General features: G+C 32.0%; 17 protein-coding genes and 1 pseudogene. 12 read left to right on the top strand and 6 right to left on the bottom strand.

Annotated elements, in window-relative coordinates:
* The first annotated feature begins 1 nt into the window (after position 1).
* The 5 genes from MQX03_RS04850 (at position 2) to MQX03_RS04830 (ending at position 7,556) form a co-directional block, all read left to right on the top strand.
* Positions 2-1,513 carry a helix-hairpin-helix domain-containing protein gene (locus MQX03_RS04850; RefSeq protein WP_242801878.1) on the top strand — a complete coding sequence of 504 codons (1,512 nt, stop codon included), beginning with the start codon at positions 2-4 and terminating at the stop codon, positions 1,511-1,513.
* A 9-nt stretch (positions 1,514-1,522) separates the two neighbouring features.
* Positions 1,523-2,542, top strand: a complete 1,020-nt coding sequence (locus MQX03_RS04845) for a TerC/Alx family metal homeostasis membrane protein (protein ID WP_242801877.1) — start codon at positions 1,523-1,525, stop codon at positions 2,540-2,542.
* A gap of 70 nt (positions 2,543-2,612) precedes the next feature.
* Positions 2,613-4,097, top strand: coding sequence for a tellurite resistance TerB C-terminal domain-containing protein (locus tag MQX03_RS04840; protein WP_242801876.1), 1,485 nt, complete (start codon positions 2,613-2,615; stop codon positions 4,095-4,097).
* Positions 4,090-5,406, top strand: coding sequence for an ATP-binding protein (locus MQX03_RS04835; RefSeq protein ID WP_242801875.1), 1,317 nt, complete (start codon positions 4,090-4,092; stop codon positions 5,404-5,406). The genes MQX03_RS04840 and MQX03_RS04835 overlap by 8 nt, the downstream gene beginning before the upstream one ends.
* Positions 5,403-7,556 carry a DEAD/DEAH box helicase gene (locus MQX03_RS04830; RefSeq protein WP_242801874.1) on the top strand — a complete coding sequence of 718 codons (2,154 nt, stop codon included), beginning with the start codon at positions 5,403-5,405 and terminating at the stop codon, positions 7,554-7,556. Before MQX03_RS04835 ends, MQX03_RS04830 begins: the two co-directional genes overlap by 4 nt.
* On the opposite strand, the gene MQX03_RS04825 is transcribed toward MQX03_RS04830, so the two are convergent.
* Both MQX03_RS04825 and MQX03_RS04820 read right to left on the bottom strand, forming a co-directional pair.
* Positions 7,553-8,311, bottom strand: a complete 759-nt coding sequence (locus MQX03_RS04825) for an IS5 family transposase (RefSeq protein ID WP_242801873.1) — start codon at positions 8,309-8,311, stop codon at positions 7,553-7,555. The two genes, MQX03_RS04830 and MQX03_RS04825, sit on opposite strands and share 4 nt — an antisense overlap.
* 133 nt (positions 8,312-8,444) lie before the next feature.
* A complete protein-coding gene (locus MQX03_RS04820; RefSeq protein WP_242801872.1) occupies positions 8,445-8,585 on the bottom strand; it encodes a hypothetical protein in 141 nt (46 codons plus the stop codon).
* 236 nt (positions 8,586-8,821) lie between these two features.
* Here MQX03_RS04820 and MQX03_RS04815 point away from each other — a divergent pair, with 236 nt between their 5' ends.
* Positions 8,822-9,214, top strand: coding sequence for a hypothetical protein (locus MQX03_RS04815; RefSeq protein WP_242801871.1), 393 nt, complete (start codon positions 8,822-8,824; stop codon positions 9,212-9,214).
* A gap of 304 nt (positions 9,215-9,518) precedes the next feature.
* On the opposite strand, the gene MQX03_RS04810 is transcribed toward MQX03_RS04815, so the two are convergent.
* On the bottom strand, positions 9,519-9,713 hold the full coding sequence (locus tag MQX03_RS04810; protein ID WP_242801870.1) for a hypothetical protein: 195 nt from the start codon (positions 9,711-9,713) through the stop codon (positions 9,519-9,521).
* Between the two features lie 318 nt (positions 9,714-10,031).
* Positions 10,032-12,590 (bottom strand): AAA domain-containing protein, encoded by a 2,559-nt coding sequence (locus MQX03_RS04805; protein WP_242801869.1) that lies wholly within the window; start codon positions 12,588-12,590, stop codon positions 10,032-10,034.
* 381 nt (positions 12,591-12,971) lie between these two features.
* On the opposite strand from MQX03_RS04805, the gene MQX03_RS04800 reads away from it, so the two are divergent.
* The 3 genes from MQX03_RS04800 to MQX03_RS04790 are packed head-to-tail and all read left to right on the top strand — an operon-like array spanning position 12,972 to position 16,741.
* On the top strand, positions 12,972-13,304 hold the full coding sequence (locus MQX03_RS04800; protein ID WP_242801868.1) for a hypothetical protein: 333 nt from the start codon (positions 12,972-12,974) through the stop codon (positions 13,302-13,304).
* Positions 13,305-13,310: 6 nt separating this feature from the next.
* Positions 13,311-14,090 (top strand): GLPGLI family protein, encoded by a 780-nt coding sequence (locus tag MQX03_RS04795; protein WP_242801867.1) that lies wholly within the window; start codon positions 13,311-13,313, stop codon positions 14,088-14,090.
* Positions 14,091-14,125: 35 nt separating this feature from the next.
* Positions 14,126-16,741: a carboxypeptidase-like regulatory domain-containing protein gene (locus MQX03_RS04790; RefSeq protein ID WP_242801866.1), complete on the top strand. Its 2,616-nt coding sequence runs from the start codon at positions 14,126-14,128 to the stop codon at positions 16,739-16,741.
* Positions 16,742-17,179: 438 nt separating this feature from the next.
* On the opposite strand, the gene MQX03_RS04785 is transcribed toward MQX03_RS04790, so the two are convergent.
* Together MQX03_RS04785 and MQX03_RS04780 are read right to left on the bottom strand one after the other, a co-directional pair.
* On the bottom strand, positions 17,180-18,583 hold the full coding sequence (locus MQX03_RS04785; protein WP_242801865.1) for a transposase: 1,404 nt from the start codon (positions 18,581-18,583) through the stop codon (positions 17,180-17,182).
* A gap of 316 nt (positions 18,584-18,899) precedes the next feature.
* Positions 18,900-19,279, bottom strand: a pseudogene (locus MQX03_RS04780) (YWFCY domain-containing protein); the annotation flags it as partial.
* A 947-nt stretch (positions 19,280-20,226) separates the two neighbouring features.
* Between MQX03_RS04780 and MQX03_RS04775 the strand changes: the two are divergent.
* The 3 genes from MQX03_RS04775 (at position 20,227) to MQX03_RS04765 (ending at position 25,534) form a co-directional block, all read left to right on the top strand.
* On the top strand, positions 20,227-22,140 hold the full coding sequence (locus MQX03_RS04775; protein WP_242801864.1) for a polysaccharide biosynthesis protein: 1,914 nt from the start codon (positions 20,227-20,229) through the stop codon (positions 22,138-22,140).
* A 237-nt stretch (positions 22,141-22,377) separates the two neighbouring features.
* Entirely contained in the window at positions 22,378-23,172 is a 795-nt protein-coding gene (locus tag MQX03_RS04770; RefSeq protein ID WP_242801863.1) for a polysaccharide biosynthesis/export family protein, read from the top strand.
* A gap of 7 nt (positions 23,173-23,179) precedes the next feature.
* Positions 23,180-25,534: a GumC family protein gene (locus MQX03_RS04765; RefSeq protein ID WP_242801862.1), complete on the top strand. Its 2,355-nt coding sequence runs from the start codon at positions 23,180-23,182 to the stop codon at positions 25,532-25,534.
* The last annotated feature ends 40 nt before the right edge of the window (positions 25,535-25,574 follow it).

Raw genomic sequence — 25,574 nt, 5'->3', positions numbered from 1 at the left:
CATGAGTATAGTAAAAGTTAAATCAATAATTGATTCCTCAAAAACATACGAATATGTAGACGATGGAAATCCGAAAAAAGGAGGTGTAAAAGATGTCTATTTTTCGCCTGATAGAAAATATGTTGTGGCATTTTTCAGAGATCCTCTTGACTTTAATCAAAAAGAGAGGATAAAGAGAATTGTTAAACTCTATTTAGATAATATCAAAAACGGAAACAGCTCAGATTATTATTTAGATGAAATTTTCAGATGGCCTTATGACGCTGTGGAATTAAATGGTAAAACCGGCGTTATTGTTCCGATTTACAATTCTAAATTTTTCTTTAAAAAAGGATACCAATCAAACGAATTAATCAAAGGTGGTGAAAAAGTAGGCAAATGGTTTACCACGCCATCTTTTAGAGACAAGCAATACCCTTTATCATTAGACAAAGCTGAATTGGGAGACTGGCTAAGCTACTTTCAGATTGCTATTAACATTTCAAGGGGTGTAAAAAAAATGCACCAGATGGGTTTGGCGCACTCAGACTTATCTTATAATAATGTGTTGGTCGATCCTGTTACCAAATCTGCTGCAATTATTGATATTGATGGACTAGTTGTGCCTGGATTATTTCCTCCAGAAGTGATAGGTACAGCTGATTTTATAGCTCCAGAAGTTTTAAAGACAAAACATCTTAAACTGCAGGATTCTAATCGGATTTTACCTAATCAGAAGACCGACCTCCATGCTTTGGCTATACTGATTTACATGTACTTACTAAGAAGACATCCTTTGCGAGGTGGTAAAATCTGGGATCTGGAGTCTGAAAGAGATGAGGTTTTATCAATGGGTGAGAAAGCAATTTTCGTAGAACATCCTACGGATCGAATCAACCAAGTGAAAGTAGATCATTTAAAAAAATGGAATTTATTTTGGGGCGATCCTTCCAAAATTCCCTACACCGTAACTGGCCCTTATCTGAGTGAATTGTTTAAAAAAGCCTTTATTGACGGGCTACATAATCCTATTCTTCGACCGATTGCCAATGAATGGGAAACTGCTTTACTGAAAACTGTAGATTTAATTCAGCCTTGTAGCAACGTCAACTGTGATGAAAAATGGTATGTATTCGACAATACTTCAAAACCAAAATGTCCGTTTTGCGGAACTCCCCATAGAGGAACTTTACCAGTGGTAGATCTTTATTATAAATTTAAAGATAATGTCTGGAAACCTGAAAACCACAGATTGATGGTCTATCACAATCAGTATCTTTTTAAATGGCATGTTTCCAAGAAAGTCATTCGTAATGAAAGTTTAACTGCTTTGGATAAAAAACCTGTAGGGTATTTCACATTTTATCAAAATAAATGGGTTTTAGTCAATCAGAGCTTACCGAATATGAAAGATCTTACTGAAGACAAAATCATACCTGTCAATTCAATGGTAGAGCTTACCGATGGTAAAAAAATCATGCTTTCGGATGAAGAAGGAGGTCGTTTAATGTATATTACTTTAACAAATAAATAAAAAATACAAATGAATAACAATATTTTAGATTTGCACCCTGGTTTGGTAATCGGTTTTGCAATTGTAGTAGTCATCATGCTTTTACTGGATCTTGGGGTATTCAATAAAAAAGCCCATGAGGTCTCCTCGAAAGAAGCGACCATTTGGTCAGTAGTCTGGATTTCCCTATCAATGGTTTTTTCTGGAGTTGTGTATTGGGTTTTCAACCAGACCGAAGGGCATGCTCTGGCATTAGAAAAATTTACACAGTATCAGGCAGCGTACTGGATAGAAAAAGCACTTTCAGTAGATAATCTTTTTGTATTTATCCTGGTTTTCGGATTTTTTAAAGTTCCTAAATTCCTTCATCATAAGGTTTTATTCTGGGGAATCATAGGAGCTTTGATCTTCAGAGCGATCTTTATTTTTGCAGGAGTTGAGCTTATTGACCTTACATATTTACCGGAGATGAATGTTTTCGGTCATGCAGTAAGAATTAACGTGGTAATGACCCTTTTCGGATTGTTTCTGATCTATGCGGGAATTAAATCTTGGGGTGATGGTGGCGATAATGATGACGAAGATTACAGTGATACCGCAGGTGCGAAATTGATTAAAAGCTTTTGGAAAGTTTCAGATAATTACGATAAAGACAAGTTCTTCACTGTACAAAATGGAATTAAAATGGCAACTCCACTTTTGGTTGTAGTTGCTGTAATTGAGTTTACTGATGTACTCTTTGCTGTAGATTCTATCCCGGCAATTTTTGCGATTTCAAATGATCCTTTTATCCTTTATACATCCAATATTTTTGCGATTTTAGGATTGAGATCTTTGTATTTCTTGCTGGCGAATTTCATTCACATGTTCAGTAAATTACCTTATGGTTTGGCAATTATCTTAGCATTTATCGGTGTCAAAATGTTGATTGCACCTTGGTATCATATCTCATCACCGGTTTCATTAGGAATTGTGGGTGGAGTTTTGATAATCTCCGTTTTACTATCAGTCTTGCTTCCTGAAAAAAAAGAAGATAATATCGTCAAATAATCTTATTTTCGGTAATGTTCTGATCATTTGTATAAAAATGTAAAAGGACATCATTACAAAATCAATAATCATGGAAAGACAAATCTCATTTCAAAATAGCAAGAATGATTTTATTACTGATGTATCTGGAATGGAAGAGATTCCTATTCGGTATAATGATTTTGCTTCATTGGAAAATGAAAGTTCGGGTAAAGATCTTAGCAATAAATTATATAGTCATGAAGATGATTCTTATAAACTAGGCAGTAAGTATAGAAAAAAAATGACTCTTAGTGATGATCAATATAAACTTCTCGACCGGTTATCATTTAATAATAATGTTTTTAATGAGATAGAATATTGCAGGGTTCAGATTTTAAAACAATTCCTGAGGGCTACAGACTTTTTGTTTAAAGAGTGCATACCAGTCAACCGTTCATATCAAACAGTTATTGATGAGCTTAGTGAAATTATCATTGTTTTAGAATACAATTACAAACATGAAAGCTTAAATTATAAATATACATTTGAATCCATCCAATCAGAAATCTTTAACCATATTTTGAAGCTTTGTGAAAATAATGTGAGGGATTTTTATGATATAAAACGCAAAATTAATACAGATTTTAAATATACAAAGCCAGAGATTTTAGATAAGTTTAATAAGAAAATAATATCAAAAGCGGATGCCTTTCTTGAAAATCATAAGCACCAAATTTTAGATGCTGATTACAGAACTAATCTAATTCTAAATGAAACAAATACGAACAGATGGAAAACCAAATTTGAACTCATTAAATCAGACTATACAAATGCAATAGCCTTTGAAAGGGAGATTGCGAGACTGGCAGAAGTAAATGTCAAGAATCCATCCGTTGACAGCTTGTATTTTGAGGCTTCAAAATTTATCGCCTCTCATGATAAAAATTCAGCACTCCGTTTGTATGTTCATTATTTAGATAAGGATCTGGATTCTCAAAAGTTTGATAACAGAAAACTAACTAAAACGATACAAAAAAGTTTATTCACAACAACTGATCAATTTGCTGAGTTTGAATCTATAGTTAATGAATTTGTTCAAAAAAGGGATCTTAATTCATGTCTCGAAAAAGTTAAGACCATTTATTTACCTAAAAGAAAAAAGATCATTATAGACAACGATGCTATAGAACAGGTAAAAAGACTCGATGCAGAAATTGCCCAAAAATTAGGAGAAATTTTAAGCGAAGAGGAAGAAAATAAGCCTGCAAATATAACAAACATAGAGGATGATAGTAAAAATATAGCTTTTAGCATAATTGATACTTCGGACGATGAAATTATTAAATACGTTGTAGATTTAGACTTCAATGACATTCAAAAAGATATTTTGGATTTATTTGAAAAGAACAGTTTTACGATTCTTCATTCGGAGTTTTCAGATTACATGAAAACCAGACAATTATTTGTTGGAGCGGCAATAGAGTCGATTAACGACGCTTGTTTTGAGCTGCTTGATGATATACTCATCGAAGAAGAAGATGAATACTTAACCATAAACTACGAATACTTTAAAAAACTACTTACCCATGATTAATAATATTAAACCAAAAGAAGCTACTTCAATCATTAATTCTTTAACCGGTGGTGTTGTACCCAAAGTAGGAGTTCAACATATTACTGTTGGAAGGTCTGAAGAAGTTGATGCGGCAATCACTACACTAGAGGAAGTTAAAAATGGTCACAGCGTGGTCAAATTCTGGATAGGAGATTTCGGGAGCGGAAAATCTTTTATGCTGCATCTACTCAATACGGTGGCAATGAAGCAAAAATTTGTTGTGGCCAATGCAGATTTCACTCCAGATAACAGACTATATTCCAATGACGGAAAAAGCGTAATTCTTTATTCTGCGATTATGGATAATATTGCGATACAGACAAAACCAGAAGGTGGAGCTCTCCCCACTTTATTAGAAAAATGGATTGAACAGGTGATCTCCAAAACAGCAGAAGATAACAATATTTCATTGGTAGATATCCGTAATGATCAATATCGAGATCTTATCAGGAACTCTATTATGAAAACAGTAAACGAAATCACTGAAGTCGGAGGATTTGATTTCGGGTCAGTTATAGTAAAATATTATGACGGATATATTACTAACGATGAATCACTGCGAAGAAATTCTCTTAAATGGTTAAAAGGCGAATACAAAACCAAAACGGAAGCAAGGCAGGATTTAGGAATTCGTGAGATCATTAATGATTCCAATTATTATGATATGTTGAAGAATTTCTGTAAGTTGTTTGTGAACATGGGGTATAGTGGATTTATGATCAACCTGGATGAGGCCATCAATCTTTATAAGATTTCAACTTCTGCTGTTAGAGAGAAAAATTATGAAAAGATCTTATCCATCTACAACGATTGCTTTCAAGGTAAAGTCTCTAATTTATTTATCAACTTTGCCGGAACTAAAGAGTTTCTGGAGAATGAAAGAAGAGGACTGTTCAGTTATCAGGCTTTGAAATCCAGACTCCAGAGCAACAAATTTGAAACTCTTGAAATCAGAGATTATGCGCAGCCAGTTATTAAACTGCATCCTTTAAATCATAATGAGATCTTTGTTTTGCTCAAAAAATTAAAACTCATTTTTGATTTCAATTATAAGACAGAACTTAATATAACTGATGAAGAAATTTCTTTCTTTATGGAAGAGATGTTCAATAAACCTGGAGCATCAGAATTTCTTACCCCTAGAGAGGTTATTAGAGACTTTCTAAATATTTTGAATATTATTAGACAAAATCCTGAAGTGGATAAAAAACGCCTTTTCGGAGAAATAGAGATTTCCGACGAAAGACCTAATGATCTTGTGCTTTTAGATAATATTGAGGAATTATGACAGCATTTGACCTTTTATCTGAGCCCATCAGAAAATACATCAGAGATCAGCGCTGGGAAAGTCTTAGAAAAATTCAGGAGGCAACTATTCCAAGAATTTTAGAGACAGACAATAATTATGTTATTATATCAAGGACAGCTTCAGGTAAAACTGAAGCTGCTTTCCTTCCTATTCTTTCGAAAGTGAACTTTAAAGAAAAGGGAGTTAAAGTATTGTATATTTCTCCGCTGATAGCCTTGATTAATGATCAATTTGTAAGGGTAGAGAAGCTTTGCGATTACTTAGATGTAAAAGTTACTAAGTGGCACGGAGAAGCATCAAAAGCTCAAAAAGATCATCTGATTAAAAATCCTGAAGGGATTGTTTTAATAACACCTGAATCTTTAGAAGCGATGTTTGTGAATAGACCCCAAAATATTCAACATCTCTTTTCCTCACTAGATTACATCGTTATCGATGAAATCCATTCCTTTATAGGTTCTGAAAGAGGGTTACATTTAAAGTCGCTTTTGAGCAGGCTTCAACAAGTCAATCGCAGTCGTTTTAGTGTTGTCGGGTTATCAGCTACGGTAAGCGATGTAAATCAATATGCGGAACTTAAAGATTATTTAGGGAATTCTGAGAACACAAAGATTATTCGTGATCATACGCCAAAACCTATTAATGCACTTTTTAAATATTTCGCAGGCAGTGTCGAAGAGTTACCTCTTGATATGCTAAAGGATTTGTATGTCAGAACTCGGGATTCTAAAATATTGGTATTTCCGAATGCTAGAGGTCGAGTCGAAGAGGTTGCTGTTAAACTAAAAAAGATTTCAGAAAGAGTTGGTGGACATCAGAATTATTTTTCGCATCATTCATCGGTTGATAAAGAAGTACGTGAATATGTGGAATTTTTTGCAAAAAGCGCAAAGATGGAAAATTTCTGTATTTCCTGTACATCAACCTTAGAACTTGGAATTGATATTGGAAATGTTGATGAAGTGGTACAAATCGATGCTACGCACAGTATTGCATCGCTTATACAACGAGTTGGTAGAAGTGGTAGAAGGGAAGGTAAAGCCAGCAATCTTTATTTGTACTCGACTGACCGATGGAGCCTTTTGCAGTCTCTTGCCTGCTGGTTATTATATTCAGAACAATATATTGAACCAATTCAGATTATTGAAAAACCTTACGATGTTTTAGTACATCAGATTTTATCCATCGTAAAAGGAAGTTCTGGTTTGTATCTGAATGAACTTCTAGCTAAAATAGCTGCTAATTCTACATTTAGCAATATTACTGAAGGTGAGGTCAAAGAAATTATAAATCATCTTCAAGAAATTGACTTTTTAGAGAAGTTAGGTAATGAATATATCATCGGTGTAGAGGGAGAAAAAATTATCAATCACAAAGACTTTTACAGTATGTTTCATACACCGACTTTCTTTAAGGTTTCAAGTCAGGGCGTTAAAATAGGAGAGCTTCCTTTAAGTCCTCAGATAAAAGAAGACGAAAACATCTTTTTGTCTGCGAAAATATGGAAGATTAAATATGTCGATTATGAGATGAATAAGATTGAAGTTATTCGTACCAACGATGGAAAGAAACCTATATTTTTTGGTGGAGGTGCGGACACCGCTCACAGGATACGGGAGAAAATGCTGGAAGTGTTATATTCAAATGTACAGTATGAATTTTTAGATAAAGTTGGACAGTTGATTCTTGATGATATGCGAACTGAATTTTCCGTATTTTCAGTGGATAATTTTGATCTTCAGCGGCCATTGATGAATAGCAATAATAATTTAGAATTGTTTTCTTTTGCGGGTTCTAAAATAAATAAATCGATTGGTTTTATATATGATTATTTAGGAATAGAATACGAGTATTTTGATCACCAATCTACCTTTACTTTTAAACAAAATACAGAAGCTGAATCCGTTAATAAAATTATATCATTCAGTCTGAGTGATATCGAAATTAATGATATTATCAGAAAACATTTGGAGCTAAATCCTAAATTAATTAATGTTTCTAAATGGGGAACCTATTTGCCTCTTAAATTTCAGGTGGAAATATTGAAAAATAAAGAATATGATTTTGAGGGATGTTTTGAGTTTCTTAAAAATATAAACTTCATCGAAAATAACTTAGAGCCTGTTTAAATTTTATTGAGTAATAATTTTATAGCAGATAATTTGACCATGTTTTCAGATGATTCCATTAGAAGTTCATAGTTTCTGCATAATCTTCTGTCGTTATCAAACCAAGAAAAAGTGCGCTCTATAATCCATCGTTTATGAATTGGCTCAAACCCTTTTTCTTTTTTGTCACTCCGCATAATGATTTGAATGATATAATTAAACTTAATTCTTATTTCCTCAATAATCTCTCCTCTATAGCCTCCATCCGCCAGGATTACCTGAAGCGGGATCAGTAAATATTGCAATGTTTTCATGAGTAACAATGCTGCTTTACTGTCATGAATATTGGCGACACTCACCATTACCGCTAACAAAAAGCCGTTTTTGTCTACCACAACGTGTATTTTGATTTCTTTTACTTTTTTACCTCCGTCAAAGCCATTGAGTGAACGGTTATTTCCCCAGCGAACACTTTGACTGTCAATAATTCCCAAACTTGCCTGAGCTTTCTGACCTCTGTTTCTTCGTACTTTCTCTCTCAATTTTGACAATAATAAATCGAAAATCTCCAGATTTGACCATTTTGAATAATAGTAATAAACCAATTGCCATTTGGGAAAATCATGAGGTAAAAGCCTCCATTGGCAACCCGTTTTCACCAAATAAATAATTGCATTCCAAATAACAATTAAATCATATTTTCGTTTTCTGTCATCAAAATCTAATGCTTTTTTTATAAATTGCCACTGAGTTTGGGTTAAATCTGTTGAATACATTGACGTTTTTGTTTTGCAACTCTAAAATGACAATTTTTATCAAACTTTTAGCCCTTACTCTTTTTTATTTTTACTTTTTTAAACAGGCTCTAAGAAGCAGCTCATTTGAGCTGGTTCTTAGTTTTATCCAATTTTAGTCACCTTTCTCATGTTCATGAGGTTTTAATTTTGGATGTTTTGGCTGGTTAGGAGGATTTACCCTTCTCCTTTTGTCAGGCTCACCATTTGGTTTGTTAGGTTTTGGTCCTGGCTTGATTGCTTGAATTGTCCTCATTGCAGTTAATTAATTAGTTAAACAATATTTTTAATCTTCAAAACGGATTAAGATTATTTCAAAAGTAAAACAATGCTTGTTTTCTACTTTATGGAATCCCATAATCAGATCAAATAGGATATTCGTAATTTCTCAATAAGTAGAATTGCCTATATTCTTTATTGCTATGACCACCAAAGGTTTTCCATAATTTATCATGGTTTCTTTCACCTACATTTGGCTAAATATTTTAAACCATGAAAAAACTAGTACTTATTTTCGCAATTTTTTTTGCGCTTATTGTTAATGCTCAGGAGACTCCTAAGTATGTGTATTCAGAAATTGTAGGAACTTCAAAATTTTTAAGTACAAAAGTGCTTATTCAGATTGACTATGGTCAAGCGACATCAATCTGGGAAAGTAACCGTGTTAAAAATACTGACGGATCAAACAGAGATTTTAATTCGATGGTTGATGCCATGAATTATATGGGTGCTTTAGGATGGGAGTTCCAGCAGGCATGTGTCGTGACTATTGGACAACAAAATGTGTATCATTGGCTTATGAGAAAAGAATTCAATGACTTAGATGCTAATATTCAGGATGAATTGAAGAAGAACTTTCCTACAAAACGAGATCTGAAAAAGTAAATCTGTGATTAAGAAAATTATTATACTATCTACACTAATCAATCTAAGTGATGCTTTATATTGTTATTGGATAATGTGTAGTAAATTTTCATATTGATGCATTTATTTAATTAAAGTACATTATTTAAAATCTCATTATAGCTGGATACTTTTGGATTTGCAAATAGGCAACACAGAAGTATCCAGCTATTTTATTGATTATCTAGTATTTTATTTTAAAGGATTAAGGATGTCAATCATAAAAAAAGTGAATCTCAAACATGCAGAGAATCAATTAATGTTTATATTTTTTTATGTAGCTATATTATCTTCTTCTCGGCGCACTCCTACTATGAGGCCTTACATAAGTTCCATCTTTTCTTGTGTATCCCTTCACTTGTACTGAACCGCCAGAACTAGAACGTGGAGTGTAAGAGGAAGTTGATTTAGTTGAGAAGGATGTGCTAGACGGCGTATAAGTGCTGTAGGTTGTATAACTTGGATTATATACCCATCCCAAATAATTGTCCCATTTAATTCTTTTATAATTTTTCTTATTGGCTTTAGTTGAAATGAAAACTTGAGTGTCTTTGGGTACTGTTGTTACAATACTTTCATTATTACTACTTCCGTATATTGGAGTGTCTTCAGATAATAAAACGGTGTAGTAATTTGTTGTACAAGAAATGAATGATAGTAAGATCGTTAGGTAGAGTAGTGTTTTTTTCATGGTTAGTGTTGATTTTAAATTTGTTAGATATTTTATCTCATTGAGAACACTTACAAATCTAAATCAATAACAACAAAATAAAATACGGAAATCCGTAATTAGAAGAAATTAATTTCTTACCGTTTTCAGTGCATCAATTAACCTCTCCCTCTCCCCACTTTCCGTTGTAGAAAACCTCAGCAAAGGAACTCCATACTTCTTCAAAATCTGATCCTTAATCGCATCCCTTTCGCTTTGTCGGCTTCCTGTTTGATGATACTTATACCCATCAACTTCTATCGCTAACACAGGATTTTTACCCAGCTTGTTATAAATCAGAAAATCAAGATGGGTGGCGTGATGTCGGGCGTATCGTTCTTCCTCATCAGAAAGTCTGTCAAAATCCAACAGTAGGTTTCTTAAAGGAAAATGAACAACCACACCGTATTTGGAAAAACCATCCTGAGAAAGAACTTCTTTGATCAATGAGTACATTAAATTCTCGCTGTCAAAAACCGATTTTTTCTTTTGACCCGATAGGATAGATCTTCGTTTCTCTTCATAGCCTTTGTACAGATAATCAAAAATAGAATGGAGCTCACTGTTGACGATGGTGAAGTTGTGATAGTCGATGTACCGAATAAGATCAGAGATATTATTGTCCTTCTCACTTTCATTTCCATTGACAACCAGAATCAGCTGATCTTTTGCTCTCGAAATAGCAACGTTCAAACGATTCGGATTATCAGTAAAATCTGATATTTCATTATCTACCGTAGAAAGAATAATCACATCGTTTTCTCTTCCCTGAAATTTATCTACCGTATCTGCTTTGATCTTGGTTCCCTGAAATGTATTTTGTAAAGCTGAAGTCTGATTTCGGTATGGCGTTACGATTCCTAAATCTACTGTTTCCAAACTTTGCTGTGGAATGATTTCCTGAGTAATAACATCAATCTGCCGCTGATTCATTCTTTCCCTTGCATGATTTCCTGCCACAGTTTTGTAAACGATGAGAGGGTTTCGGTCTTTTTTTGCTTCGGATAAAATAATCAACTGGTTATTGTAAAATTTCCGGTTGCAGAAATCAATGATCTGAGGGTGGCAGCGGTAATGTTCTTTTAAAAGCGTCTTCGGAATATCAGGAAACAATTCTGTGATTGAGGAAAGCAAACTATGATTGGAATAGCGATAAGCTTCAGACAGTTGATAAGTCTGAAAAATAAAATCTGTCTTTTGTGCTGTTTGAGTATCGACTACATTCGGAAGCTGTTTTAAATCTCCTACAATCACCGCTCTTTTAGCACAGGATAAAGCCAATACTCCTGTTGCCAGATCTACCTGTGAAGATTCATCTATAATGACAAAATCATACACAATATTCTCAGCAAGACTTCTTCTCAGTGAATAAGTTGTGCTCATAATCACCGGATAGTCTTCGATGAATTCTCCCGATCTTGAGCGAAGATCACGCTCTGTATATTCCTTATGTTCTTTTCCGTTATACTTTTTATGAAGGATATTCTTAAACAACTGCATCGAAACGTCTGTATAATCTTTCATTTTTTCATCGAAAGAAAAATCCTGCAATGCCGATTCTAAATACTGTCGCTTCAACTTAAGTTCTGAAATTTTTGTCGTGTAATATTTCGACTGAACCAATCTGATTAACTCCTGATAAGACAGTTCATAAAAGTTTTTATCTCTTACACCATACAGAAAAGGAAAAGTCAATTTTCGCCACCAGTTGAATTTTTTACCCAATTGCTCGTAGTTTTCAATCGTGATCCAAAGCGAAAGCAACTGATCTGAACTGACATTCTTTTTAAAACGGATTTCTACAGGCAAAAAGACATCATAAGTATAATGCTGATATTCTGTTTCTATATTATCAATTTCCAGTTTCAGGGAAGCCAGCTCATTTTTGAATTCCAGTTTTTCTGAAAGCTGAGCAAAAAGCAAGGTATTGGATTGTTGAAGTGTACTTGCCTCTTCAAAAGATAAACTCCAATCTGACAAATCAGGAATCTCCGTTTGGGATTCTATAAACTCTTTTTTATTTTGAGAACTTCCTAAAAGGGCTGCAATAAATGAGATTCCATTCTTCTCCAGTTTTTCAAAGACATTCTTTGTCGCAGAATTATTGCTTGAAACCACCGTCACAGTTTGATTGTTCATCAAGGCATTGGCAATAATATTGAGAATAGTCTGTGTTTTTCCGGTTCCGGGTGGACCTTCAATAACACTTAACGGACTTGAAAAAGCTTCATTTACTCCATCTTTCTGACTGAGATTAAACCCAAATGGGAAAATCTCAATAGGAGAGGAGTGTAGATCTTTCTCCGGTTGTCTTTCATTAAGATAGTTGGAAAGAATTGAATTCTCAGGAATAAAAGATATTCTTTCGTAACTTTTAGCAAGAATGTTATTTCCTTCCTCTGTTTTCAAACCAATGGTCTCTGCAATTTCTTTTAAATAACTGAAAATACTTCCTGCTTTTTGAGTTTGCAGCGCAGATTTTACAATTTGAATTTTGTTTTGATGGTAAGAATATAATTTACCGTTATTCTTATAGACCACTACACATTTACCGCCCTCAAAAGAATAAGATTCTATCTCATCGGTTCTGTCTTTACCATCGATGTAGATGGCTTGGGATTTAAGATGTGAAGTTGAGTTTTCGTTCATTGATTGCTAGTTCATTACAAATATAATAAAAACACCGAAGGCAAGACACTTCTGACAACAGGTGCACATTACGATAAAAATCTCTAATAGTAAAGAATATACTTTAAAAGAGATTTTGAACAATAAACAGTCCTAAGATTAATGAAATATTATGTTTATTATTCATAATATCAATTTTAAAAATCTACCTTCAAACGAAGATTATTCTAATTGTATTTTTGAAGATAAACAACCACTTTTGGGATAAAGATAATTCATATCTTAATAGTGTTTTATATTATGTTAAATAGCTAGTATTTAATATTTTGAATTTAAAAAAAATATCTTTGTAGTATGAAATAAATTTATATATTTGGATTTCAAACTTTAAATATTAATTTTATGAAAAAATTTATTTTAGGACTGTCTTTGACAGTTTTTACTTCAGGTATTGCATTCGCTAATACTTCTGTAGAAAAAAAGGAAAATGTAAAGCATGAGACTTCAGACTCGAGCAAAAAAGTTGAAAATAGTATTAACATTTTCAATTTTGATGAATCATTCTTTTTGTGCAGAATGCAGGTTACGATAGATCATTATGATGTTGATGGAAACTTTTTGGGTTCTACCACTGACAATTGGCAAGAATCTCTATGTCTAGGAAATCCTGATGGTACTGATATTCGTGTCAGAGATAAAAAAGTTCATACAGGTTTAGTGGATACAATTTTCTAAATATATATGCAAAAGAATATTGTTCTTATTTTTCTTTTTATTAGTTGCTGTTTTTTTTCACAAGAGAAGTTTGACGCAGTAGTTGAATATGGGCTATCAATGTCCCAACAAAATATGAAAGCTTACCTTGTATCAAATGAAAATAAAAGTTATTTTATAATTTCCAATAAATTAGAACAGAATTATAATGATTTTATCATTGATAATAACAGAAAGATCAATCCATATTATCTCTATTATTATCAGAAAAATGACGATAAGTTTTACCAAACTCTAAGTTATTTCTCAGCTATGAAATTAGGTAGTGCACGTGATAAAATGAGTGAAGATCAAATTGGAGATATAAAATGGAATCTTGAAAATAAAGATAAAAAAACTATCTTAGGGTATGAATGTCGAAAGGCAAGTTGTGATTACAGAGGCAGAAAATATGTAGTATGGTTTACAACCCAAATATCAAATTATTCATTTCCTTGGAAATTTAAAGGTTTACCAGGTGCTATATTATCTTTTGAAGATTCTGAAGGTTTTTTTAAAGGTGAAGCTGAAAGAATTAGTTTAAATAAGGTATATTCGGTGCCTGAAAAAATAATTAATTTTTTCTCTAATAAATCTAATCAAATTTATAAATATCCAGAAGCGATTCAATTTGAGAATGATTATTTAGAGGAATTTAGACAACAGAGAATCGCAAGTTCACCAAGAGGAGGGAGTTACGTAAATACACCTATCAGAGAAATGTGTATTGAAAAATCTTTTGAGTGGGAGGATTCTGCTAAACCTTAATGAAACAATTATGTTTATTATTTTTAATATTATTTTTGAAAATTTCTGCGCAAACAGAGATTAAAGGTGTAATATTATCTGAAGATAAACAAACTCTGCCAAAAGCAAGTGTGATTCTTACAGATTCGCAGGATAACATTATAACTTTCGTCTTTAGTAATAGAGACGGAAGTTTTTTATTAAATACGGATAAGTTCGGAAATTTTACTTTGCAGATTTCTTCAGGAGGATACGTAAAGAAAAGCATTCCTGTATCTTTTATTAAGAAGAATACAGTAATAAATTTAAATACGATAGAATTACAAACTGACAGGGTAAAGGAAATTAAAGAAGTAGTTATTACCCGCACCACTCCTATCAAACTGAAAAAAGACACAATAGAATTTAAGGCTCAAAGCTTCTCAAATGGCAATGAGCAGAATGTAGAAGAGTTGTTGAAAAAAGTCCCGGGAATTTCCATACAAAGTGACGGTAAAATAAAGTTTGGAAACAAAGAAGTAGAAAGGGTAATGATTGAAAACGATGATCTTTTCGAAAAGGGCTATCAAACACTTACTCAAAACATGTCTTCAAAACCTTTAGATAGAATTCAGGTTCTACAAAATTATTCTAAAAACAAACTCCTCAAAAATATTGAAGACACAGAGCGCATTGCCCTTAATCTTACTTTAAAAGAAGATTCTAAAGGAAAGTGGTTTGGGAATATTCTGTTGGCTTCCACCAGCTATAAAGAAGATATGCGACAAGGTAAGATCAATCTGATGAATTTTACTAAGAGGCAAAAAATCTATTTTCTTCTGAACGCCAATAATCTTGGACTAAACGAGATGAAAGGTGTTGAATATCTCATTAATCCAAGCTCAGAAAATGAAGTCGAAAATATAGGAACAAATATCAACACACTATCTATTGTAAATCTCCATCAGAAAAACTTTCAGTTTGAGGATAAACGAACCAATTTTAATAACGATAAATTAGCTTCACTCAATTATATCTATAATTTTAAGACCGATTGGAAATTGAAATTTGTTACTATTTTTAATGACATTGAAAACCGAAATTACATTAGCAGTTTTTACAAATTCAACTACGAAGGATTAAATTTTACCAATATAGAAGATAAAACCTGGAAACAAAACAATAGAAATATTGTTGGTAAACTAGAACTTTCCAAAGAATTTAAAAATAACTCGAACATACTTTTTTACAATAAAGTATCATCTCTAAATGAGAATAATGACAATATTTTTCTCTTTAATGAACAACTGAATAATCAAACAGGAAAAAATCAACTGTTTGCCACTGAAAATAAACTTGTTTTTACAAAAAAGATTGATTCATCAAAAGCTCTGGTTGCCGTAGCTAGATATATTTATCAGGATCGACCTTATAATTTCACTGATGAAAACGATGTATTTCAATATATCATTAACAATCCAAGTGCAAGAAAACTAAACCAAGTCATCAATTCCAAGATGAATTTTGGTGGGGCAAAAATTTCATATCTTAAAAAATATTCAGGAAATCAATCTTTCGAAATACAGTTGGGAAATGAGTTCAGAAAAGATCAGCTCTCATCAAACCTCTCTGTATTTGATTTAAATAATCAGAGAATAAATTTTGATAACCGTGAGTTTATCAATGATCTAAATTTTAAGCAGAATAATTTTTTTGCTCAAGGAAAATACCGTAAAAAAAATAAAAGCTGGAATTATGGTTTCACATTCTTAAATCAGTTAATATCTTCAGATCTTAACAATAAAAAAACCTCCGGATTTTACATTTCTCCGAATGTTAATGTAGGTTACGAAAACAGTAAGACAGGAAATTTCAGTCTCAGTGCCGGAAGAAAATTCTCAACGGTAACCATCAATGATATGTACACCAATTATATTTATCAGGGAAACAGAAATTTTAAACAAAGTGATGTTGGTTTTTCAGTTTTGCCTGATTATAATATTGGTTTCAGTTATAATGTCGGTGATATAATGTCTGACTATTTTAGTTTTAATGCAAATTATTTCAGAAGCGAAGATTACCTTTCTACTAATATGATTGTTAATCCAAATTATACTTTTATTCAATCAATTTTAGTTAAAAACAATAATTCCTTCTCATCTAATTTAGAACTAAGAAGATATATCAAATTACTAAGATCAAGAATCAGTATTTTGGGTTCTTACATGCTTTCAGATTATGAAAACAGTATCAATAATCAGCCACTCATAAAAACAGAATTTTCTAATCTTAAAACAGGTTTCGAAATGAAATCAGGATTTACAGGATTTGTCAATTATGAATTGGGATATGAGTGGAAATTCAATAGAATAGTATCAGAAGTTAATTCTAACAACTATACGGACGAAAAAGGATTTGTGAATCTTTATTTTAACATAAATCCATTATTTAGAATTGAATCTTTTCTAGAATACTATAAATTTGGAAATACAGATCAAAAAACAACTCAGTTTTGGGATGTAAAAGTCAATTACAATTACAAGAAGTATAATTTTAATGTTTATCTACAAGGTAACAATCTCTTAAATTCAAATAGTATTACGAAATACGCTATCACTAATATCAGTGAAAGTCTATACACTCAAAGATTGATGCCCCGACATGTAGTTTTAGGGATTAATAAGAATTTTTAGCATCTTATTGATTGGTGCATTGATGTCGGGAGATGGTCTGTATTTTTCTTGTTCAGGGAGGTTTCTCAGTAATAGTTAACAGACTTGAAAATCTTCATTCACCCCATCTTTCTGACTGAGATTAAAACCAAATGGGAAAATCTCAATATGAGAGGAGTTTTCATCTTTATCTGGTTGTTTTTGATTAAGATAGTTGGAAAAAATCGAATTCTCTGGGATAAAAGAAATTCTTTCGTAGGTGTCGGCAAGAATGTTATTTCCTTTCTCTTTTTGTCATCGATGTAGACGGCTTGGGATTTTAAATGTGGAATAATGTTTTTTTTTGGCTCTTAGTTACTACAAATATAATAAATTGGCTAAAATAAAACTCCAAAGTCCGAGACTTTGGAGAGTATAACTATTTATAAACTATTCGTCCGTCGTATGGAAATTAAATATCTACTTTTTTTCACTTTTTTTAAGTTTTTGTACATTATCATTAGATATCAACCATGAGAATTCTTTTAAAATAGTATCATTAATAGGTTTGTTTTCACCATTTTTGATGAGATTTAATATTTCTTGAACATTACCGTAATCCCTTTTTTCTTTAAATATTTCTTCTAGAATAATTTTTGCCTTTTCTGATTCTTTGTTTATAAGAAGAGATATTGCATTATTATATTTCTCATTTAAGGTGGAGTATTTATCTTCGTTTTTCACCTCAATCTTATTACTGACACGATTTAAGGACAAAAAGTCTATAATTTTTACATATCTTTTCAAATCTTTTAAATTAGTATCTAACATAGTGAGTTGGATGTTTTTTTCGTTTTTGCTCCTAATTTCTTCTAATAATGATTTCTGTAAGATATTACTGATTTCTGCTGAGATTTCATCATAATTTTCCTTCTTTTTTAATTTAGAAAGCTTGCTTGCATATTCATCATATCGATTTCTTATTTCAAAGAGTTCTTCAAAAGCCATAGTGTTAATATCTGCAATAGATGTTCTGTAAGCGTCCATTACAGGTATTATTTCTGGTTGAATGGTTACCTCGTTTGAATCAAGTGTGTTACGAATAAAGTCTATAACCTTAACATATTCACCGTAGGTTTGAACATTAAAAGAAGTATTTGTCGGGATATTGAGTCTGGCAGGTTTTCCTGTTATTCCTATTGTTTTCATGGAAATGTCAACTTTTAATTTATCAAACTGAACACTTGCAGCTAACTTTTCTATATTAAGATTTTTTGAATTTTCATCGTTATCTTTATTTAATGTCATTCCAGATATTTTAAATTCTGATCTAATACCGACAGCGTATCTAACTGTTGGTAAATTTGAACATCCACAATCTTGATATTGTATGTAGTCGATGACAACATATAGGTCTTTCTTACTGAATTCGTTGCTGATAATTCCAAAGGCCTGCAGTGCTGTTGTATTTTCACCCCTAAAAAGATAGTGCCTAAATTGAAAACCACTTTTTAAATCATCTATTCTTTCAGGAATTACATACTTACAATTTTTTATTTGAATACTGTCGTAATCGCTTTGCAATAGATTTGGTAAAACTGTCATTTGATTTACTAAACGGTTAATTACTTTTAAATCATTAGTCTTACTATCTTTTAAAATAAAATCTTTTTTAATTATATCAGATTTACTATCAAGATCAATTAATTTTTTTACAATTTGGTATTCTAAAATTGCTTGTGAATAATATGTTTTGTCCGCAACTATAGCATTTAGCGATAGTAGATCTTTATTTTTCTTTGCAAACTTTCTTAGACTACCTTCATCTTGTCCAAACAATAGATTACTGAAAATAAAAGATAAAATAAATAGAAATTTTCTCATGATTAATAGTTTTTTGTAAAAATAAAAATTATTAATCACATATAAAATCACCTGAAAGTGGTATTTATTTGACGTAAAAAGTAAGGATTTTGCTTAACTCTTGAACGAATTATTATAATTGTGACATCCCGTAATTATGAAACAATTATTTTTGATATATTTGGAAAATCGTGTTGTGATAATTTTCCAGCATTAAAAAACTAACAACCTAAAACATTAATGAATGTAAATCGTCAGCAAAAAGTTGTAAGTTTATAAATCGAAAATCCTCCTTAAGGATTTAAACTAAAATGTCTAAGTTGGTTTGAAGACGTACAGTTATTATGTATAAAAAAATAGAATATTTAAATAAGAATCTGATTAGTAGTCCGTTAAAAAAGAAAAGTAATATGCCAATTACTAATGTAGTATCTATCTTTTTCCAGGTAATTTTTTCATTTTTGACACCTTTTATTCCCCAACAGCTTAATGCCAAAAGAACTACTGCAAAGATTTTAGTGTATAAAGGATGAGAAAATAATCCTGCTGTTTTCTGAAAATTCGATAATATCTTACTAATAATTTCTAAAACCCATCCATGCTCCAGGAAGAAGGCATAACAAAACCAATAAAAATGCATTAGACCAGCAGAATACTTACTGCTCTCATAAATCCCATTATTTTGGCTAAACCTCTCAAATCATCTTCTCCCTGCATAATTATTATTATTATTATTATTATTATTATTATTATTATTATTCTAAATTATTATGGTCGAAAGTAATCTTAAATAGCTCAACTTATTTGAATTGGTATTGAATGTCCTCTCTTTTCTCGAATGCAGTTCAATTTTTAAATATTAGAAATCTACATTATATCTGAATATAGTAATTGCATCAATATTCCACAATTAGGAAAAATAAAAATAAATTGATTAATTCCGTTAAAAAAAAGAAATGTGACTATTTAATTTTTTATTCTTCTTTAATTTTTGAGTTCCTATTTTTTAAAACTGCCGAATATTTTTATGCTAAAATATCGATTATGGAAATTGGGAAGATTACATAAGTTAGCTTAAGAATTATTATTTGCTCAATGTCTGTTATTTGAAAATAAAAATATTTGTAGGAAAACCTATATGGTTTTATGGCAAAATCGTGGCATGGATGAATTTACAGTTTAAAAAAAATAGATTTGATAGGAGTTTTTTAAGATAGGTTCGAATCCCTCTCTCTCCGCCAATTGGGGAACTAAAATAAGCTAAAACGCTGTAAAAATCAATGTTTACAGCGTTTTTTGTTTTGCGCTAGAGTCAAAAAAAATCAAAATAGGTCACGATTTTTATGACCTTTTTACTGACCAATGCCGAAAATCGCAAAATAGGTCACAAAAAATTTTGGAAAACCCGACCACTAGGCAGTTTAACTATTGTACATCTTGCAGAAAGTAGCTTTTTATCAAATTCAACCAAAATAAAAGGTTACTTTGAATTTTTTTTAATTCAAAGTAATAAAATACATCAATAACTTCTTATACAAAAAAATCATATAGTGTGGAAATAAAAAAAATAAGCGGATAAATTAATAATAATTATTTATCTTTGCTTACAATTGATGAAAAATCTATTATTGCATGAAATAATGTATCAATAAGCCTTTTGTAGTATGGAGAATGTATTTAGAATCAGGGAGTTAAGGTATGTGCCTAGATGGCTGGTTTTTTTTATCGACGTTTCAATTGTTTCTTTTTCAATCTTAGTCTCACATCTGTTTTTAGAAAATCTTGATGTAGTAACAAATTTTAGTGAATATCAGAACCAAAAGATATTTCTAACTGTTGCTGTAAATATTTTATTTATGCTGGTGTTTAAAACATATGCGGGCATTATAAGGTATTCTACTTTTTTTGACTTTTTTAAGATTGTATGGTCGTCAAGCTGTACTATGATCGCAATGCTGGCAATAGATTTTATGTCAAAATTGATATTGGGTATTTTTTTAGATTTGTATCACGAGCTTTTTTTATTTTTTTTTATATCTGTTTTTCTAATGTTTTTCTTTAGAATGATGGTCAAGCGGATATTTAAGATATTCATGGTTCCTAAAGAGGCTTCGTCCAAAATAAGGATTGTGGTCATAGGTATAGAGGGTGAATCTGTATCTTTAGGAAATGCTATTATTCACAATCCCACGCATCCTTATCAATTAAAAGGATTTGTTAATACAGAATCTACTTCTAAAAAAGCAATCTTGCTAGGGTATAAGATTTATAATAAAAGAGAGTTTCTTAAAATCAATAATCTAAGCAAACAGTTTGATGCAGTGCTCTTAAAAGGTTGTATGTTAAATTTTGAAATGGAAGAATGGACGAATTTTGCATTAAGTAAAGGGCTAAAGGTGTTAAAGGTGCCTGTAATTAATAATACTCATGAAGGTAGTATAATAGGAGATATTCGCCCCATTCAGATTGAAGATTTACTTGAACGTACACCCATAGCAATTGAAAGAGAAGGTGTTAGTAACTATCATTTTGGTAAAAGCATTTTAGTAACGGGTGGTGCTGGCTCGATAGGAAGTGAAATTGTAAGACAAGTTGCTTTGTTAAACGCATCAATTATTGTTGTAGTTGATCAGGCTGAATCTCCTTTGCATGAACTGAAGCTTGAGTTGTTAGAGAAATTCCCAAATCAAAGATTCAAATTTATATTGGCTGATATTTCAAATGTTTACAGACTTGAGAAACTATTCGAAGAGTATGACTTTTCAATAGTTTATCATGCCGCTGCATATAAACATGTACCTTTAATAGAAGATAATCCACATGAAGCTATTTTTGTAAATGTTGCAGGAACAAGAAATTTAGCGCTATTATCAAAAAAATATATTGTCGACCGTTTTGTAATGGTTTCTACGGATAAGGCTGTAAATCCTACCAATGTAATGGGAGCTTCGAAAAGAACGGCGGAACTTTTTGTACAGTCTTTACAGAATTCATACGGTAATCAAACAAAATTTATTACAACTCGTTTTGGAAATGTTTTAGGGTCGAATGGTTCGGTGATACCACATTTCAGGAAACAGATTGCGAAAGGAGGTCCTGTTACAATTACTCATCCTGATATCATTCGTTATTTTATGACTATACCAGAAGCTTGTGAGCTAGTTCTTCAGGCCGGAACAATGGGAGAGGGAGGTGAGATCTATGTTTTTGATATGGGTAAACCAATTAAAATTTTGGATTTAGCGAAAAAAATGATAAAATTATCAGGGTATACTCCGGATGTTGATATAAAAATTGATTTCATCGGCTTAAGACCCGGCGAAAAGCTTTACGAGGAACTATTAACCAATCATTCGACAACTGTCCCAACACATCATGAAAAAATCATGATATCAAAAGATCCATTAATGGAATTTGACGATATAGAGTTCTTATGCAAACAAATTATAAGATCAACTATAAAAAAAGATGGATTGCAGGTGGTTAAATTATTAAAGGTTATAGTACCTGAATTTATAAGTAATAATTCAGAATTTGAAATTTTAGATAAGATCCCTGAACATGAAGGTTATCAATAACATAGTTTAAATTATATTAAAGAATAACCATTAATAAACGAATATGTTTAATTTGTAGCTCTAAAACGGAATGAAAATTGATACGAAAAGAATTGTTCTTAAAATAATATATTACAATAGTGCAAATTTCACAAATAAGTGAAATTTCTAAAAAATAGCAAAATATACGGAGTTTGCTCATTTACACTAAATTAATTTAATGAAATTGAGTGTTAACTCCAGAAGGTTAAATAACATATGAAGAAAACTACAATTATTACGTACTTAATCCTGTTATCGGTTACTTTATTATCCTGTAAACCAAAACAGAATATGGTTTACATGTCATCACAACATAATATGGAACAGGAAGTTGTGCAAGCAAAATTTTTGGGTCTGCAAATACAACAAGGGGATGTACTTTTGATCCTTGTTTCAGCACTAGATGAAATCGCAGTAAAACCTTTTAATCTTAACACAGTAAATAAAGTAGGAAGTGAATCTCAAACGGGAATTAATCAATATGTACAACCTAGTGAATACCTTGTCAATGATGAAGGGTATATCAACTTTCCTGTTTTAGGAAACGTCTATGCGAAAGGGATGACCCAAATACAGCTTAAAGATGATATTGAAATGCGTCTCAAAAGATATCTATTAGATCCTTTGGTGACCGTAACCTTGAAAAACTTCAATGTTAGCATTATCGGAGAAGTTAAAATACCAGGACAGAAACAGAGTGTATCGCAGAAGCTCAATGTATTTCAGGCATTAAGTCTTGCAGGCGATATGACGGATTTTGGAGATCGAAAAAATGTAAAAATTATCCGAACGGGCGATGACGGAGCTGAACAAGTAATCAATTTAGATATGTCAAGGGAAGATATAGTGAGTTCACCCTATTATTATATGAAGCAAAACGATGTGCTTTATGTACAGCCAGACAAAAATAAACAAGTGCAGGCAAATTCAAATCCGAACAGAGCATTGACATTCCAGATCATTGGTGCATTATTGACAGCAGGAACTCTTATCATTGCTTTAACAAGATAATATAAATATGCAACAGACAAAATTTAATGATAAAGATGAAGAGGCTTTTGATCTGAAAAAAATTCTAGGAAAATACCTTCGAAGATGGCCTTGGTTCACCTTATCGGTTTTATTCTTTATGATAGCCGCATATCTGTATATTAGATATACAGTTCCTCAATATCAGTCTACTACTACACTAAAATTTGATAAGAAGCAGACAGATATAACTTCAGCATTATCCGATCTTGATAATTTGGGAATAGGTCTTGGAAATGCGGATGAATTAAAGAGTGAAGTTGCAGTAATCACTTCTAGACCAATTCTATTAGAAGTGGTGAAAAATTTAAACCTAAGTGTCCAATATTTTAGCGGTGGTGAAATCAAAGATTCAGAATTGTTTACGGATTTACCTGTCACGGCTAAAATTATTGCTTACAATGAAAAGCCGGCTAAAAAATTTGTATCTTCAGAGTATCTGATCAAAAAGAGTGATAATACAACATTTGTTCTTTGGAATGAAAAATATGGAACTATCAAAGGTTCTTATAACGTTCCTGTAAAATTGGATTTCGGAACTGTTATTTTCAATAAAAATAATGCAATTCCTTTTAAATCAAAATACATAATAGTTTTTTGGAATCAGGTGGAGAGGGTTAAAAAGCTAGAAGAGAAATTGAAGGTGGAGCTTCCCGATCCAAAAGCGATGCTTATAAATATAAGTCTGGCTGGTGGAGTTCCAGAGAAATCTGAGGCTATTCTTAACGAAGTAACCAAGCAGTATAATCTGGATGGTCTTCGAGACAAGAATATGCAGTCAAAGAATACTCAGGATTTTATTGATAAAAGGCTGGAAGTGATTACACGTGATCTTTCGGGGGTTGAAAATCAGAAAGAAGATTTTCAGGACAGCAACCGAATTTTTGATCTTCAGGCACAGGCACAGCTAGCGTTACAGAATACGAGTGAAAACACGAAAGTGCTGTTACAGCAGCAAACTCAGCTGGATCTGCTCAATTCGCTGACGGCAGAAGCGTCTGGAAACAGAAACAACCAGCTGATGCCATCCAATCTTGGACTCAGCCCTTCACTGGAAGGTGCTATTACAAAGTATAACGACCTTTTGATCATCAGAAATAAAACACTTAAGCAGGCAACAAATGAAAACCCTGCTGTAGTGGAAATGAATAGGGAAATTGCTTCCCTGAAAGAAATTGTACAAGATAATATCCGTGAGCAAAAACAGTCCGTGCAGACATCTATCGCGAAATTAAATGGTGAAATTTCTTCGAGCAATGGGTTGATGAATAAAGTTCCCGGTCAAACCAAAATATACAGAGGAATAGAACGTCAGCAAACTCTGAAAGAGCAGCTTTTTCTTTTTCTATTACAGAAAAGAGAAGAAAATGCAATTAATTTATCAATCAATGTTCCTAAAGCGAAAATTGTAAATCCCGCTTTTACAAAAGACGCTCCAGTTTCACCGAATAAGATTATTATTTTTTTAGCGGCTCTACTTCTAGGTTTAGTTATTCCTTTTTTAGTAATATACTCGTATTTTGTGTGGGATGATAAGATTTATAACCGAGATGATATCAAAGCTAAATCATCACTAGGTATACTAGCAGATATACCTTCATTAAAATCAAATGATTTTCATTTGGTACAGCAGAATGATTTTTCAGAATTGGCCGAGTCCTTCAGGATTCTCGTGTCTAATCTTAAATTTGTACTTCCTACAAAAGATTCTGCAAAAGTTATCATGGTCACATCTTCTGTAAAAGGTGAGGGTAAAACACTCGTTTCAGTAAATCTAGCTTTGACCTTGGGAAATAAAAACGGAAGAAGTTTATTGATTGGTTCCGATGTTAGAAATCCACAGATTCAACGATATGACAGCGAGCCTATCAAGCGAAAAGGATTAACGGAATATCTGTATGATGATACAGTAGATGTGGATAATCTTATCCATACCTCAGACACCAATTCATATTGTGATGTTATTTATGCGGGTACAATTCCTCCTAATCCACAAGAGCTCCTTTCTAATGGTCGATACCAGAAGCTGATTGAGAAATTATCTTCTCAATATGAATATATAATCATTGATTCTGCACCTTTGATGCTGGTTTCAGATACCCTCAGTATTGCTGATGTTGCAGATGCTACATTATATGTTATTAGATCGGGTATTTCAAGAAATGTGCTTGTAGATTTTGCAAATAATCTTGTTAAAGAATCCAAAGTTAAAAATGTTTCTTTTGTTATCAATGATGTTTCTAAAAATGCAGGAGGTTACGGCTATGGATACAATTATGGTTACGGCTATGGCTACAGTAGTGATCAAGAAAAAAGATGGTGGACCAAAATTTTCAAAAAATAATTAATGTAAGGCTTACAATTTATGTAATTGCATAATGAGC

Source organism: Chryseobacterium aahli (assembly GCF_022699665.1).
GTDB classification, from domain to species: Bacteria; Bacteroidota; Bacteroidia; order Flavobacteriales; family Weeksellaceae; genus Chryseobacterium; species Chryseobacterium aahli.
This window is presented reverse-complemented; position numbering and strand designations above follow the sequence as displayed.